The organism is Granulicella pectinivorans (genome assembly GCF_900114625.1).
Taxonomy (GTDB): Bacteria; Acidobacteriota; Terriglobia; order Terriglobales; family Acidobacteriaceae; genus Edaphobacter; species Edaphobacter pectinivorans.
Window position 1 is genome coordinate 576,496 of record NZ_FOZL01000001.1, and the last position, 15,340, is coordinate 591,835.

Genomic DNA, 15,340 nt, shown 5'->3' on the forward strand with positions numbered 1-15,340 from the left:
CAGGTTTTCAAAGACTTTGAGTTCCTGCCATGGGTGTCCCTTGTTGCCTCACCTTCTCAGGAGTGCTCCATGCATCGTGTTTCCTCTCTTTTTCTGTTGTCTTTGTTGTTTTTGACCTGCGGCCTTTCGCTCGCGCAGGGTACGTCGGGTGGTGTGAACGGCACAGTGGCCGATCCCACCGGCGCCGTGGTTGGTGACGCGGTCGTGACGATTGCCAACCCTGTGACCCTCTACACCCGCACCACCAAGTCCGATTCCGCCGGCGCCTTTCATTTCTACAACGTGCCCTACAACACCTATCGCATTACTGTGGTGAGTGCCGGGTTCCAGAATGCGACGCAGAGTGTGACGATCAACTCCGCCGTGGCGATGACCCTGCCGGTGACGCTGGCGCTGGCTACTTCGTCGACTGTTGTCAACGTGGATGCGGGGTCGGATCTGATGGAGACCGACTCCAGCATGCACACGGATGTGGACAGGGCGACGATCGACAAGCTGCCGCTGAGCGGATCGAGCCAGTTGAGCGCGCTGGTGACACAGTCGACGCCGGGTGTTGCCTCGGACTCGAACGGCATGATCCACGGCCTGGGCGATCACGCGGAAAACTCGTTCTCGCTCGATGGCCAGCCGATCACGGACCAGCAGAGCAAGGCCTTCTCGAACCAGATTCCGGCAGATGCCGTGCAATCGCTGGAGGTGATCGATGGCGCTCCGCCGGCGGAGTTTGGCGACAAGACCAGCCTCGTCATCAAGGTGACGACGCGCTCCGGGCAGGGCGTGACGAAGCCAACCGGATCGATTTCCGCCTCGTACGGGTCGTTCGGGACATCGGAGCTCTCGGGCAATGTCGCGTGGGGCACAGAGAAGTTCGGCAACTTTATTGCGGCCAGCGGCATGAACTCCGGCCGCTTCCTCGATCCGGGTGAATTTTCGGTCTTCCACGACAAGGGAAACCTCATCAACTTCTTCGACCGCGCGGACTACCAGTTCTCGGATGTCAGCTCGGTCCATACCAATGTGCAGTTCACTCGCTCTTGGTTCCAGACACCGAATACCTACGACACGCTGAATGTAGGTGTGGTGGATCCGGTGCAGGGATTGCCAGTGGGCCAAGCGGACCAGAAGTCGAAGATCGAGACGGTGCTGTTTGCGCCAACCTACACGCGCACCCTCTCGAGCGACGCGGTGTGGAACTTTGCCCCGTATATGCGGCGCGATTCGTACCAGTACTACCCAAGCGCCAACCCGTTTGCGGACCTTGGGCCGATCCAGCAGGAGACGGTGGGCCAGCAGAGGTCGCTGTTGAACGCGGGCGTTCACTCGGACCTTTCGTATGCGAAGGGCGCGCACAACATCAAGATCGGCGGGATGTATCAGCAGACGTTCCTGCGGGAGAACGACCAGATCGGGCTCGTGGACTACAAGCTGAACGCGCCCTGCCTTGATCAGAATCTGAACCCGATTCCAGGCACCGGCAACGGCGTGTGCGTGTTTACGAATCCGAACTATAACCCGATTCTGGCCCCATATGACCTGACGCGCGGCGGCGGAGAGTATCGTTACCACGGGCAGACAGACGTGAAGCAACTGGCTCTCTATGCTCAGGACCAGATCACGCTCGGCAACTTCCTGATGAACGTTGGTCTGCGCGGCGACTTCTACAACGGCCTCGCCATCCAACGGCAGGCCGAGCCTCGGCTGGGCATGAGCTACAACATCAAGGCGACTCATACGGTGTTGCGCGCCTCCTATGCCCGCGCGCAGGAGACGCCCTTCAACGAGAACCTCGTCCTTTCGAGCCGTGGATGCAACGATGCTGTGATCCAAGCGGTCTTCGAGACGCTGGGCTCATGCAATCCAGCCTCCTTCAACCCGGGCTTCCGGAACGAGATTCACGCCGGGTTGCAGCAGGGCATCGGCAAGCATGTCGTTCTCGGCGGCGACTATATCTGGAAGTACACGCACAACGCTTACGACTTCAGCGTGCTGGGCGCAACGCCGATCACGTTTCCGATCGAGTGGCACAACTCGAAGATCCCGGGCTTCGCGCTGAAGGCGAACCTGACGGATGTGAAGGGATTGTCGGCCTACGTCATCATGAGTTCGGTGGCGGCACGCTTCTTCAATCCGCAGATCGGCGGCGTGGGCGCGACCGTCAGCACGCCGGGCGGACTGCCCTTCCGCATCGACCACGACGAACGCTTCAACCAGACGACGCACATCCAGTACGCGCTTCCGTTCAAGAAGAGTCTCTGGTACGGGTTCAGCTGGCGCTTCGACAGCGGTCTGGTGGCGGGCTCCGCGCCCTGCTACAACGCGACCGGCGCAAACAGCCTGTGCACGCCGAACTCGATCCTGATCAACGGTCAGCCGGGGATCGATCTCAGCTCGCTGACGCCGGACCAGGAGTTTCAGGAGGGGCTGGTCTGCAACGGAGTGAAGGCAACTCCGTACTCGGGCTTCCAGAACTGCCTGGCCAGCCAGTTGACCTCAAACCTGGTGAAGATTCCGGCGATCAACACGGAGGACGACGACAAGAATCCTCCGCGGATTCAGTCGAGAAGTCTCTTCGACATGGCGCTGGGCGACGATAACCTGTTCAACACGGACAAGCACAAGATCGGATTGCGGGTCTCGGCGGTGAACGTGACGAACAAGTATGCGCTGTATAACTTTCTGTCGACGTTCTCGGGTACGCACTATGTGACGCCGCGAGCGGTGACGGCGGAGTTGAGCTACAACTTCTAACCCTGATGGTTGGAGGCGGCCTTCGGCTTCATGCCGGAGGCCGCTTTTTCTTGCGCTCGCGGAAACGAGTAGACTGAGTTGCCTATGAGCAGAATGGCGTTTTCGCGACGGAATTTTCTATCGACGGGTGTGGTTGCGGGGGGAGCGGCGTGGCTGACTCCCGGGCTCTCTGGGGCGCAAAGCGCGCAGGCAAAGCCCGATCGCGGACAGTGGATCGACTGGGTGGAGAAGGTGTCGGAGCCAGTACTCTCCGCGCTAAGCCAGCGCGCGTTGCGGAAGCGGATGCCGGTCGAGGCTGTAAAAGGACATGAGGCGGATCGCGCTGTCGGATCGCAGCTGGAGGCGTTTGGGCGGCTGTTCTGCGGGATTGCGCCATGGCTGGAGCTGGAGCCTTCGGCGGGGGAGCCGGCACGAGAGACGGCGTTGCGGACGAAGTTCCGGGGGTGGGCGCAGGAGGGTATCGCCTCCGCGGTCGATCCGAAGTCGCCGGACTATATGCGGTTTGGGGAGTCAGCGCAGACGGTGGTGGATGCTTCGTTCCTTTGCCTGGCGATGCTGCGGGCTCCGAAGCAGATGCTGGGGTCGATGACGGCTACGACAAAGGCGCGGTTGGTGACCGCGCTGGAGGTGCAGCGAACGGTGATGCCGGGGTTCAACAACTGGCTTCTGTTCTCGGCGATGGATGAGGTTCTGCTCAGGCGGCTGGGGGTTTTCTGGGACCGGATGCGCGTGGACTATGCGCTGCGGGAGCATGCGAGTTGGTATGTGGGCGACGGCATCTATGGGGATGGTCCGCACTACCATGCGGACAACTACAACAGCTATGTGATTCAGCCGTATCTGCTGGCCGTGATGGACGAGGTAAAAGACGAGGCGACGTCGTGGCGGGAGATGGCGGAGCCGATCCGGGAGAGGGCGCGGCGGTATGCAGCGATCCAGGAGAGGATGATCTCACCGGAAGGGACGTTTCCGGTGCTGGGGCGGTCCATCTGCTATCGGGCCGGGGCGTTTCATCTGCTGGGGGATGTGGCTCGGCGAGGAATGCTGCCGGAGGGAGTGACTCCGGCGCAGGTGCGAGGCGCAATGACGGCGGTGCAGGCGAAGACGCTGGGAGCTCCCGGTACGTTCGATGAGAACGGTTGGCTGCGGATCGGGCTGGCTGGGCATCAGCCTTCTCTGGGCGAGGTCTACATCTCCACGGGGAGTTTGTATCTGTGTAGCTTTGCGTGGCTACCGCTGGGGCTCGCGCCAAGCGACCCGTTCTGGAGCGGGGCGGCGGTGGACTGGACGCAGAGGAAGGTTTGGGCGGGCGGGGATTTATTGGCGGATCACGCTCTGGGTGGATAAGGTTTCGCATTCGCCATCGCTCAGCGGCGCTGACCCACACTGCAGAAGCGAGATGCAGGTCAGCGATTCGCAGCCGATTCCCGGTTTCACCGATAGGATGAATGGATGCCCTTCAGCCGCTTCTCGAGCAGCGCCCCGAAGAGCCGTATCCTCATTGCGTTCGCTTGCGTGTACCTCTTCTGGGGGTCGACGTACCTGGCCATGCGGATCGGCGTCGAGGTGCTTCCGCCGTTTTTGCTGGCTGCGGTCCGGTACTGTATCTCGGGACCTCTGTTGCTGTTGATTTGTCTGGCGCAAGGGGAGCGGATTCGTCCGTATGGGTCCCGGGAGTTCTGGACGCTGGGGCTGATCGGCGTGCTGATGCTGTGCGGGGGGAACACGACCGTGATCTGGGCGGAGCAGTGGCTGCCAACCGGGCTGGCGGCCCTGCTGGTCGCTTCGATTCCGCTGTATGCGGCGCTCATCGAGGTTGTGCGACCCCATGGAGACGGGCTCAGGGCGCGGGGCTGGGTGGGCATCCTGGTGGGCTTTGGGGGAATCGTGCTTCTGCTGTGGCCGAAGCTTCGGTTGGGGATCACCGGGGACGCGCGGCAGATTGTCGCGGCGGTGGTGGTGCTGGCCGGGACGCTCTGCTGGACGATTGCATCGGTGATTCAGCGGCGCGTGAAGATCGGGGTCAGCGGGTTTGCGGCGGCCGGTTGGCAGATGTGTTTCGCGGGCTTCGTCAATACGCTCCTGATGGTGGGGTCGCGGGGCTGGCATGGGGCGCGGTGGGGTGTGCAGGCTTGGGGATCGATTGCGTGGCTGGTGGTGTGTGGGTCGCTGATTACGTACTCGGCGTACATCTACCTGCTGGACAACGTGGCGGTGTCGAAGGTAGCGACGTACGCGTATGTGAACCCGGTGATCGCGGTCATGCTGGGAGCGGTGGCGCTGCACGAGCGGCTGGTAGGCGTGGAATGGCTGGGGATGGCGGCAATTCTGGTGGCTGTGTTTCTGATTACGCGCTCAAACCGCGCGCCCGAGGTTGATCGCGAGATCACGGCTCTGCCCGCCGACCAGGCATAGTGGATGGCGGCGGCAAAAACAGGGAAATCCGGGCCCGGGCCCGGATTTCCCTGAGAAACGTACCGCAGTGCAACAACCGAATCTTATTTAGTCGCCTCGGGTGAGAACTTTGTGGATGGATTGGACGGTGACACTGGTGCCGCAGAGGCAGGCTCGGAGGCGGACGGCCTCTTCGATCTGCGCGGCCACGAGCTGGGCCTGACGGCGCTGGTGAGCGGGCGAGAGGAGATCCGCAATCAGGAGTGAATCTTCATGGGCGTCGCGTTCGAGACGCTCAATCCGGGCGAGAACGGCATCCCGAAAGCGTCCGCTGATCTCAAAGTAATGCTGGTCCGACAAGATTTCTCTTCCCATGGCTCATGCTCCCTCAATCTGTGCCGATAGTACGGCGCGAAGGGCGGAAGCGAAAGAGTACGGGGGTGCATTACTCCGGTGTGGACGTTACTTGCGTGACCACTCCGTCCCGGTAGGACCATCCTTGAGGAGAATTCCCTTGGTGAGGAGATCGTTGCGGATAGCGTCGGACTTGGCGAAGTTGCGCTGTTTTTTGGCAAGTGCGCGGTCGGCGATGAGGGCTTCGATGGCGGCGTCCGAGAGCGAGAGGGCTGCGATGAGCGTGGGGTCGGCCTGGTCGAGGCGGCCTTCCTTTTCTGCCCAGGCGAGCGCGGCGCGGGTGAGGTCGGCGTCGTTGTCTTCGAGGACGGCGAAGACCGCTTCGAAGAGGCGCAGGACATCAAGCGCGGCGTCGGCCTCAGCGCGATAGAGCGCGTTCGAGTCTGCGGCGGAGTTGACCGCGCGGACCATATCGAAGATGGCGGAGAGGGCATCGGCGGTGTTGAGGTCGTTCGACAGGGCGGCGGTGTAGGCAGCGCTGGACTTCGCGATCTGCTCGGCTAGCGAGGGGTTCGCGCCTTCGGCGGGCCAGGTGCCCTTGAGGATGCGCTGATAGAAGGTGCGAAGGCGCTCGATCGCGTTGGTCGACTGGGTGAGGCCGTCGAAGGTGAAGTTGAGCTGGTGGCGGTAGGGCACGCTGATGAGGAGGAGGCGGATGGCCGAGGCGCGATAGCCCTTGAGGAGCAGATCGCGGAGGGTATAGAAGTTGCCCTCGGACTTGGACATCTTGCGGCCTTCGACGAGCAGGAAGCGGACATGCATCCAGTGGCGGGCGAAGGTGGTGCCGGAGGCGGATTCGGACTGGGCGATCTCGTTCTCGTGGTGCGGGAACATGAGGTCTTCGCCACCGGCGTGGAGGTCGAAGGAGTCGCCGAGGAGGCTGGTGGCCATGGCGGAGCACTCGATGTGCCAGCCGGGGCGTCCGGAGCCGAGGGCTGTCTCCCAGGCGGGCTCGAGGGTTCCGTCGGGGGCGGCTTTGACGGCCTTCCAGAGGGCAAAGTCCCGAGCCGCGTCCTTGTCGTACTCGTCGAGGTCGACGCGGGCTCCGTCTTCGATGGACTCGAGGTCCTTCTTGGCGAGCTTGCCGTAGTCGGTGTCCTTGGCGATGCGGAAGTACCAGGAGCCGTCTTCTGCCTGGTAGGCGAAGTCCTTGGCGGCGAGACGCTCAATGAGGGAGACCATCTCGGGGATGTGCTCGGTGGCGCGGGGCAGATGCTCGGGGCGCTGAACGCCGAGAGAGTCGAGATCCTCGAAGAAGGCATCTTCGAACTTCCGGGTGTACTCGGCCATGGGCTTCTGGGCGGCGGCGGCGTTGCGGATAATCTTGTCGTCGACGTCGGTGATGTTCATGACGTGGTTGACGGGCATGCCGAGCTGCTTGACGAAGCGGCGCAGCACATCCACATGCAGGAAGGTGCGGAAGTTGCCGATGTGGCCGTAGTCGTAGACGGTGGGGCCGCAGGCGTACATGCGGAGTTCGGGGGCACCGATGGGCGAGAGTGTTTCGAGTTTGCCGGAGAGGGTGTTGAAGAGTTCTAGAGGCACGCTTTATTTTTCCCGCTGCGGGCGACGCGCGCCTTGCAGATTGCTTTCTTTCGCTTGATTTTATCCGAGCTTGAGTTGTGGTGTGGCGCCGAGGTCGTCGGAGGCGAAGTCTTCGGCGAGGAGCTTGGGCCAGGCGGCGGCGGCGATCATGGCGGCGTTGTCCGTGGACATGGCCATGGAGGGGAAGGCGATGGGCAGGCCTTTGGCGGCGGCTTCCTTTTGGAAACGGGCGCGGAGCTCGCGATTGGCGGCTACTCCACCGGAGACGACGATGCCCTGGGCACCCAGGCACTCGGCGGCGGAGAGGGTCTGGCGGATGAGAATGCCGACGACCGCGTGCTGGAAGCTGGCGATGAGGTCGAGGGTCTGGGTATCCATCAGGGCGAGGGCGTCTTCGGGACGCGGGTTGGGGAGAGCGGCGAGGGCCTGCTGACGCAGGTCGGCGGCTTCGCGCATGTTCTTGGTCTGTACGTAGCGGAGGACCGCAGACTTGATCCCGGAGAAGGAGAAATCGAAGCGAGGTCCGGGTTGGGGGGGCGGGGCCTTCTTGTTCGGGGCGGGCTTGCCGTCGCGGTAGCGGGTTCCCTTGATGGCGTTGAACTGAAAGGGGACGGCCCGGGGGTTGCCGTGGGGGGCGAGGGCGTCGATCCAGGGGCCGCCGGGGTAGCCGAGGCCGAGGAGCTTGGCGACCTTGTCGTAGGCCTCGCCGGCGGCGTCGTCGACGGTGCGACCTACGTTGCGGTAGTGCCAGGCGGCCTCGGCGGTGCCGTGACGGGCCAGATACAGGTGGGTGTGGCCTCCGGAGACGACGAGAGCCAACAGAGGTAGGGGAATGGGGGCTTCGCCACGGAGTTGGGACTCCATGAGGACGGCGTGGATGTGGCCTTCGAGGTGGTTGATGGCGATCAGGGGCTTGCCCGACCCGAAGGCAAGGGCCTTGGCGTAGAGGATGCCTACGAGGAGGGCTCCGGCGAGGCCGGGACCTTGCGTGACGGCGATGGCGTCGAGGTCGGCGAAGGTGACGTTGGCCTGGGCCATGGCGGCGCGGACGACGGGCACGATGTTGCGGAGGTGTTCGCGGCTGGCGAGCTCGGGGACGACGCCGCCATAGTTGGCGTGCAGGGCGATCTGGCTGGCGACGATGTTCGAGAGAGGCTCGTGGCCGGCTCGGACGACGGAGGCGGCGGTCTCATCGCAGGAGGATTCGATGCCAAGGATGAGGCCTGTTTTCTGCATCGTGCTTATACCCTCCCCCCTCCCTGAAATGACTCAAAGTCTTCGATCGAAAGGACTTGAGTGTGGACTTACCAACCCTGCTTAACGTCGAAAGTCCGGCTCTGGAGGCCGGACTCCTGCTTGCTGCTCAGGACTTCAGTTTATCAGCTGTGTCAAGCGTCGAAGCATATTGCCGATCTTTGTTCGATGTCGGGTTGACTGTTCAGGTTTTCTGGCCTGGACCAGAATGCAGTACAATCGGGGGAGCGAATGACGACTGGCGATCCCGATATGGGTTTCGAGTTCGGAGCCGCGCAAACCTAACAATCGGAGACCTGCTGATTTGTTCGTGCGTACGTCCACTTTCCCACTTCGCTCGCTGACCTCCTTCCGTGTTCTCTCCGGTTTTGTTCTCCTTATTTTGATGGGTGTCGCCGTTCCTTCCGCGAGTGCGCGGAACCGTTCGACGCGCCGTCATACGACCAAGTTTCGCGCGATGGCGCACGCCTTCGTCGACGTCGCCCTTCCTGCCGCAGGTCTTTTGCCGGAGAGCGAAGCCGACCTGCCCGTGGACGGCCTGAAGTATGAGCTGAAGCTGGTCCGCAGCCATACCGACGATGCGATCGACGTCGTGTACCGGATTGGCGATGTGTACATGCCCGGCGCTCTGATGGAACTGAACCACTTCCTGCGCGACAGCCACAACCAGGAGGTCAGCTTCATCGATCCGCGCACCTTCGACGTGCTGCACACGATGCTGGCGAAGCTGGGCAAGAACGACAGCCCGATCGACATTCTTTCGGGCTTCCGGTCGCAGGAGACGAACGACATGCTGCGGCAAAGCGGGACGACCAACGCGGCCGAGCACTCGCAGCATATTGAAGCCACTGCGATCGATCTGCGGGTTCCGGGTGTTCCGGCGCCTCTCCTGCGCGATGCGGCGAAGTCGCTGGCGATGGGCGGTGTCGGGTACTATCCGGCTGGGCAGTTCGTGCATGTGGACGTGGGTCCGGTGCGGGAGTGGACCTTCTCCGGGCATGCGGCGCGAGCGAGACATAAGGGATCGCGGCGTTCGAGGCGCAATCGCCGGGCGTAAGCCAGTCTCTATAGTGGTGGGATGGACGTTCGGGGCCAGATTGAGTTTCGGCGGGCGGCTGGGGTGGCTTGTGCCCTGGTCGAGGCTGGATTTGTAGCATTCTTTGCCGGCGGATGCGTGCGGGACCTGCTTCTTGGGCGGGTGCCGGATGACTATGACGTCGCGACTTCAGCGACTCCAGAACAGGTAATGTCTGTGTTTGCCAGGCTGGGGCGCAAGACGCTCTCGGTGGGCGCGCACTTTGGCGTGGTGCTGGTGTGTGGCGAAGGCGATGGGCAGGGTGAGGCCGTGGAAGTGGCTACGTTTCGGCACGATGGAGCGTACAGCGATGGGCGGCGTCCGGATGCGGTGCGGTTTTCTACGGATGCGCGCGAAGATGTGGTGCGGCGGGACTTCACGATCAACGGCATGCTGCTCGATGTGATGGCGTTTGAGGCTGATGGAGATCTGGACGGCGCGGTGCTGGACTATGTGGGTGGGCGCGACGACCTGAAGGCCGGGGTAGTGCGGGCGATCGGGGATCCGGTGCTGCGGTTTACCGAGGATAAGCTGCGGATGCTGCGGGGAGTGCGGTTTGCGGCCCGTCTGGGATTTTCGATCGAGGAGGAGACGTTCCGTGCGATGCGGGCGCTGGCCCCGGAGATTGGTGCGGTGAGCTGCGAACGGATTCGCGAAGAGTTGACCCGGATGCTGACCGAGGGGGCGGCGCGGAGGGCATTCGAGATGCTCGACGCGAGTGGACTGCTGGCGCAGGTGCTGCCGGAGATGGTGAAGATGCATGGGGTGGAGCAGCCGCCGGAGTACCATCCGGAGGGCGATGTGTTCGTGCATACGATGATGCTGCTCGAAAACCTGCGGGCCGGGTGCACGGCGACGCTGGGGTGGGGGGCGCTGCTGCACGATGTGGGCAAGCCGGCTACGTTTCAGCCGCCGCAGGGGCCGGGAGACCGGATCCGGTTCAACGGACATGTCGAGGTCGGGGTGCGCATCGCCGAGGTGATTCTCGGCCGGCTGCGCTTCTCGGGGGAGGAGACGGAGCAGATTCTGGCGCTGGTGCGGAACCATATGAAGTTTGGCGATGTGATGAAGATGAAGCGGTCGACGCTGCTGCGTTTTCTGCGGATGCCAAAGTTCGAGGAGCACCTGGCGCTGCACTGGATGGACTGCATGGCGGCGCATGGGCGGATGGAGCTCTACTGGTATGCGAAGCATGAGTATGAGGCGGCTCCGGCTGAGGCGCTGCGGCCTCAACTCTTTGTGACGGGGAGGGATTTGATTGCGGCTGGGTATCGGCCGGGGCCCCGGTTCAAGGCGATGCTGGAGCTGGCGGAGGACGCTCAGCTGGAGGGGCGGATTGGGTCTCGGGAACAGGGACTGAGGCTGGTGCGGGAGAGGTTCGGGGTGGGGTAGGTTGAGCAAAAGATTGTGAGGAAAAGGCTGGAAAGGCGGGAAAAAGAGGCAACAGCAAAAGCAAGAAATGGGCTGAGAGTTTTTGATGGTGGGTGAGGGGGATGGTATGGGTCTGGCTGCGTTCGATGTGGTCGTGGTTGGGGCGGGAATGGCTGGGCTGACGGCTGCGCGGGGATTGCTGGAGCGGGGGCTTTCGGTGTGCGTGGTAGAGGCTCGGGAGCGGGTGGGCGGACGGATTCTGAGTGAGCGGCGGGGCGATGTGGTGGTGGAGATGGGGGCGGAGTTTGTGCATGGGCGGCCTCCGGAGCTTTGGGCGTTGATCGAGGAGGCGGGGCTGGAGACGTATGAGCTGGATGGAGCTCAGGTTGAGGCGGATGGGGAGGGTGGATGGAGGGATGAATCCGGGGAAGAGGATGATCGATTCGCGGTGCTGGAGGAACTGGAGGGCTTCGCGGGGCCGGACTGCGGGTTTATCGAGTATGCGGACCGGATTGGGGTTACGGGAGACGAGCGGGCGGGCATCGTCAGTTTCGTTGAGGGGTTCAATGCGGCGGATGCGCGGGTGGCAAGCGTGATGGCGCTGGGGGCGCAACAGGCGGCGGAGGGTGCCATTGAAGGCGACCGCATGTGGCATGTGCAGGGTGGCTATGCTCGGGTACCGGAGTATCTGGCGGGCCGGGTGACGGAGCTGGGCGGGGTGCTACGGCTGGGGTTTGCGGTGGATGAGGTGCGGTGGGAGCGAGGGCGCGCGGCGGTTCTGGGCCGGGGTGAGGAGATTCGTGCGGAACGCGCGGTGGTGACGGTTCCGGTGGGAGTGTTACAGGCGGGAACGATACGGTTTGTGCCGGAGCCGCAGGATCGGCTGGAGCTGGCGGGGAAGCTGCGGATGGGGCAGGTCTGCCGGTTCACGATGGTGTTTCGGGAGAGGTTCTGGGCGGAGCGGGCGCCGGCGATGAGCTTCCTTTTCTCGTTTGAAGAGACGCCCTCGGTGTGGTGGACGCCGTATCCGGATGAAACGGCGATGCTGACAGGATGGGTGGGTGGTCCACGGTCGGATGCGCTGGCGGGTTTGAGCGCGGAGGTGCTGGGCGCAAAGGGCTGCGAGGTGCTTGGACGGGCGTTTGGGATGGATGTTCGCGAGCTTCTGGTGAGTTGCGCGATGCATGACTGGCGGGGTGATGCATGGACGCTTGGGGCTTACAGCTATATTGCGGCGGGGGAGCTGGATACGCCGCGACGGATGGCTGAGCCGGTGGAGGAGACGCTCTACTTTGCTGGAGAGCATACGGATGTGACGGGGCACTGGGGGACGGTGCATGCGGCGATGCGCAGCGGGTTGCGCGTGGTGGAGCAGATTATTGCTGGATAGGGTTGTGGGACACCCGGATTTTGGGCTGGTTTGAAGCGGAATCACCAAAGAGTTGCCGTGTCGCAGGTGAGCTAACGGGGAGTCTTTCCGTAGCATCTGAATGGGTCTATGCTTATGCCCATGACGACTGAGACGACGCGTCCGCTGCTGAATACGCCTGCCGATATCACTCCCGATACGACTGTTGTGGTGAATGGCCGTGCCGTCGAGGCACATGTGGGAGAGCCGCTGATCGATGTGCTGAATCGCGATACGACACATCGCGCGGCGAAGCCGTTGCCGCAGGTCTGCTATGTGAAGGCGATGGGCGCGATTCAGAGTTGCGACACCTGCATGGTGGAGGTGAACGGGACGCTGGTGCGGGCGTGCGGGACGAGTGTCGCGGTGGGGATGACGGTCGCGACCGAGGGCGGTCGGGTGGATGCGGCGCAGCGAGAAGCGTTCGATCGGATTCTGCAGAACCATGAGCTGTACTGCACGGTGTGCGACAACAACAACCAGAACTGTACGGTACACAACACAACGGCGGATCTTGCGGTGGAACACCAGGCGAGACCGTTCTTGCATAAGCCGTATGTGCAGGATCACTCGAACGCGTTCTACCGCTATGACCCTGACCAGTGCATTCTGTGCGGGCGATGCGTGGAGGCGTGCCAGAACGTGCAGGTGAACGAGACGCTGACGATCGACTGGAAGAGCGCGCATCCACGGGTGCTTTGGGATGGCGGGGAGACGATCGATGGGTCGAGCTGCGTGAGTTGCGGGCATTGCGTTACGGTGTGTCCGTGCAATGCGCTGATGGAGAAGACGATGCTGGGCAAGGCCGGCTATCTCACCAACACGGCGGGCAAGGTACTGGACGACATGATCGAGGTGGTGAAGGAGATCGAGCCGAGCATGGGGTATGGGCCGATTCTTGAGGTCTCGGAGGTGGAAGCCGAGATGCGGCATGCGCGGGTGAAGCGCACGAAGACGGTGTGTACGTACTGCGGGGTTGGGTGCAGCTTCGATGTGTGGACGCGAGACCGGCACATTCTGAAGATTGAACCGATGCATGGCCCGGCGAACGGGATTTCGACGTGCGTGAAGGGTAAGTTCGCATGGGACTTTGTGAACTCGCCGAAGAGGCTGACCTCGCCGTTGCTGCGGCAGGGCGATACGTTTGTCGAGGTGACGTGGGAGAAGGCGATGGAGGTGATCGCCGAGAAGTTCAACGCGGCGAAGGCAGAGTTTGGACCGGATTCGCTGGCTTTTATCGCTTCTTCGAAGTGCACCAATGAAGAGAGTTACCTGATGCAGAAGCTGGCGCGGGCGGTGGTGGGGACCAACAACATCGATAACTGCAGCCGGTACTGCCAGACACCGGCGACGATGGGGCTGTCGCGCACGGTGGGGTATGGCGGGGATACGGGCTCGATCGCGGATATCGAGAAGGCCGGGCTGGTGCTGATTATCGGGTCGAATACGTCGGAGTCGCACCCGGTGCTGGCGACACGGGTGAAGCGGTCACATAAGCATCGGGGGCAGAGGCTGATTGTCGCCGACCTGCGCAAGCATGAGATGGCGGAGAGAGCGGACATCTTTATCCGTCCGAATCCATCGACCGATGCGGTGTGGCTGATGGCGGTGGCGAAGTACATTGTCGACCACAACCTGCATGCGAAGGACTTTGTTGCGCAGTGGGTGAATAAGTTCGATGACTATGTGAAGTCGATTGAGCCTTACACGCTGGAGCATGCTGCTGCGACCACGGGGATTTCGGTCGAGGTGCTGGAGACTGTGGCGCTAGAGATCGCGCGGGCCAAGGGCGTATGCATCCTTTGGGCGATGGGGGTGACGCAGCATTGTGGGGGGTCGGATACGTCGACTTCGATCTCGAACCTGCTGTTGTTGACTGGGAATTATATGAAGCCGGGGGCTGGGGCGTATCCGCTGCGCGGACATAACAACGTGCAGGGCGCGAGCGACTTTGGGTCGATGCCGAATCTGTTTCCGGGTTATCAGAAGGTCGATGACCCCGAGGTGCGGGGCAAGTTCGAGGCGGACTGGGGTGTGACGCTGCCGGTGGTGAAGGGGCTCGACAACCATGGGATGATCGAGGCGATCCACCAGGGCAAGCTGAAGGTGCTGTATCTGAAGGGCGAGGATACGATTACCTCCGACGCGAATGCGAACCATGTGGACGCGGCGTTTCGGAAGCTGGACTTCATGGTGGTGCAGGATGTGATGTTCTCGCAGACGGCGGCGTATGCGGACCTGGTGCTGCCGGCGAGTCCGTCGCTCGAAAAGGAAGGGACGTTCACGAGCACGGAACGGAGGATGCAGAGGCTGTATCGAGCGCTGGATCCGCTGGGGTACTCGCTGCCGGATTGGGAGATCATCCAGATGATCGCGAACACGCTGGGGGCGAGGTGGAACTACACGCATCCTTCGGAGATTATGGCAGAGGTCGCGCGGCTGACGCCCATGTTCGCGGGTGTGACGTATGAACGGCTGGAGGGCTACAAGACGCTGCAGTGGCCGGTGGCGAAGGATGGCACGGATACACCGCTGTTGTTCACGGAGAAGTTTCCATTTCCGGATGGCAAGGCGAAGTTTCACCCGATCGAGTACCTCGAATCGTCGGAGGAGACGAATGCGACGTTCGATCTGCATTTGAACAACGGGCGCGTGCTGGAGCATTTCGAGCAGGGTGCGATGACGTATCAGTCACCAGGCATCATGGCGATGACGCCGGAGAACTTTGTGGAGGTTTCGCCGGAGCTGGCGGCGGAGCGCGGGCTGACGAGCGGGAGCCTGGTGAGGGTGCGGTCGCCGTACGGGCAGTTGCGGGTGCAGGTGCTGGTGACGGACCGGGTGCAGGGCAAGCAGCTCTATATGCCGATGAACTCGGTGCTGGAGCCGGTAAACAAGCTGACGGGAAGCCACCTGGACAGGGCGACGAATACGCCGGCGTACAAGGAGATCTCGGTGGAGATGGTGCTGCTGGAGGCGAAGGGCGAGAGCCCGTTACCGCGGAGCAACTTCCGCAACGGCAAGCGCACGCCACAGATGGGGGTCGAGGTGAGCCGCAAGTGGGATCGCGACGATTACCACCTGCCGGGGACACGGGCAGCCGATGAGCTGGTCCAGATCAAGACAACCTAAGA

At 62.6% G+C, this 15,340-nt stretch carries 10 protein-coding genes; 7 read left to right on the forward strand and 3 right to left on the reverse strand.

Going from position 1 to position 15,340, the window contains the following annotated elements; all coding sequences use genetic code 11:
* Window positions 1-69: 69 nt before the first annotated feature.
* The 3 genes from BM400_RS02230 (at window position 70) to BM400_RS02240 (ending at window position 5,163) form a co-directional block, all read left to right on the forward strand.
* Window positions 70-2,748, forward strand: coding sequence for a TonB-dependent receptor (locus tag BM400_RS02230; protein ID WP_089836220.1), 2,679 nt, complete (start codon window positions 70-72; stop codon window positions 2,746-2,748).
* 84 nt (window positions 2,749-2,832) lie between these two features.
* Window positions 2,833-4,095, forward strand: coding sequence for a DUF2264 domain-containing protein (locus BM400_RS02235; RefSeq protein WP_089836222.1), 1,263 nt, complete (start codon window positions 2,833-2,835; stop codon window positions 4,093-4,095).
* A 105-nt stretch (window positions 4,096-4,200) separates the two neighbouring features.
* The gene (locus BM400_RS02240; RefSeq protein ID WP_089836224.1) at window positions 4,201-5,163 is read left to right on the forward strand and encodes an EamA family transporter; all 963 of its coding nucleotides are present in this window, start codon (window positions 4,201-4,203) and stop codon (window positions 5,161-5,163) included.
* A gap of 87 nt (window positions 5,164-5,250) precedes the next feature.
* Here BM400_RS02240 and BM400_RS02245 read toward each other — a convergent pair whose 3' ends face one another.
* The 3 genes from BM400_RS02245 to tsaD form a co-directional block, all read right to left on the reverse strand.
* Window positions 5,251-5,517 (reverse strand): hypothetical protein, encoded by a 267-nt coding sequence (locus BM400_RS02245; protein WP_141223780.1) that lies wholly within the window; start codon window positions 5,515-5,517, stop codon window positions 5,251-5,253.
* 87 nt (window positions 5,518-5,604) lie between these two features.
* The gene (cysS, locus tag BM400_RS02250) at window positions 5,605-7,101 is read right to left on the reverse strand and encodes a cysteine--tRNA ligase (protein WP_089836228.1); all 1,497 of its coding nucleotides are present in this window, start codon (window positions 7,099-7,101) and stop codon (window positions 5,605-5,607) included.
* A gap of 60 nt (window positions 7,102-7,161) precedes the next feature.
* On the reverse strand, window positions 7,162-8,337 hold the full coding sequence (gene tsaD, locus BM400_RS02255; protein WP_089836230.1) for a tRNA (adenosine(37)-N6)-threonylcarbamoyltransferase complex transferase subunit TsaD: 1,176 nt from the start codon (window positions 8,335-8,337) through the stop codon (window positions 7,162-7,164).
* 403 nt (window positions 8,338-8,740) lie between these two features.
* Here tsaD and BM400_RS02260 point away from each other — a divergent pair, with 403 nt between their 5' ends.
* The 4 genes from BM400_RS02260 (at window position 8,741) to fdhF (ending at window position 15,338) form a co-directional block, all read left to right on the forward strand.
* On the forward strand, window positions 8,741-9,412 hold the full coding sequence (locus BM400_RS02260; protein ID WP_089841397.1) for a YcbK family protein: 672 nt from the start codon (window positions 8,741-8,743) through the stop codon (window positions 9,410-9,412).
* 21 nt (window positions 9,413-9,433) lie between these two features.
* Window positions 9,434-10,822, forward strand: coding sequence for a CCA tRNA nucleotidyltransferase (locus BM400_RS02265; protein ID WP_089836232.1), 1,389 nt, complete (start codon window positions 9,434-9,436; stop codon window positions 10,820-10,822).
* A 106-nt stretch (window positions 10,823-10,928) separates the two neighbouring features.
* Complete coding sequence (locus BM400_RS02270; RefSeq protein WP_175528821.1) at window positions 10,929-12,191, forward strand: flavin monoamine oxidase family protein; 1,263 nt, start codon at window positions 10,929-10,931, stop codon at window positions 12,189-12,191.
* Window positions 12,192-12,311: 120 nt separating this feature from the next.
* Window positions 12,312-15,338 (forward strand): formate dehydrogenase subunit alpha, encoded by a 3,027-nt coding sequence (gene fdhF / locus BM400_RS02275; RefSeq protein WP_089841399.1) that lies wholly within the window; start codon window positions 12,312-12,314, stop codon window positions 15,336-15,338.
* The last annotated feature ends 2 nt before the right edge of the window (window positions 15,339-15,340 follow it).

Bases quoted from the DNA above. Each gene is read 5' to 3' on its own strand.
- BM400_RS02230 (WP_089836220.1), top strand. From the start codon at position 70: ATGCATCGTGTTTCCTCTCTTTTTCTGTTGTCTTTGTTGTTTTTGACC.
- BM400_RS02235 (WP_089836222.1), top strand. From the start codon at position 2,833: ATGAGCAGAATGGCGTTTTCGCGACGGAATTTTCTATCGACGGGTGTG.
- BM400_RS02240 (WP_089836224.1), top strand. From the start codon at position 4,201: ATGCCCTTCAGCCGCTTCTCGAGCAGCGCCCCGAAGAGCCGTATCCTC.
- BM400_RS02245 (WP_141223780.1), bottom strand. From the start codon at position 5,517: ATGGGAAGAGAAATCTTGTCGGACCAGCATTACTTTGAGATCAGCGGA.
- tsaD (WP_089836230.1), bottom strand. From the start codon at position 8,337: ATGCAGAAAACAGGCCTCATCCTTGGCATCGAATCCTCCTGCGATGAG.
- BM400_RS02260 (WP_089841397.1), top strand. From the start codon at position 8,741: ATGGGTGTCGCCGTTCCTTCCGCGAGTGCGCGGAACCGTTCGACGCGC.
- BM400_RS02265 (WP_089836232.1), top strand. From the start codon at position 9,434: ATGGACGTTCGGGGCCAGATTGAGTTTCGGCGGGCGGCTGGGGTGGCT.
- BM400_RS02270 (WP_175528821.1), top strand. From the start codon at position 10,929: ATGGGTCTGGCTGCGTTCGATGTGGTCGTGGTTGGGGCGGGAATGGCT.
- fdhF (WP_089841399.1), top strand. From the start codon at position 12,312: ATGACGACTGAGACGACGCGTCCGCTGCTGAATACGCCTGCCGATATC.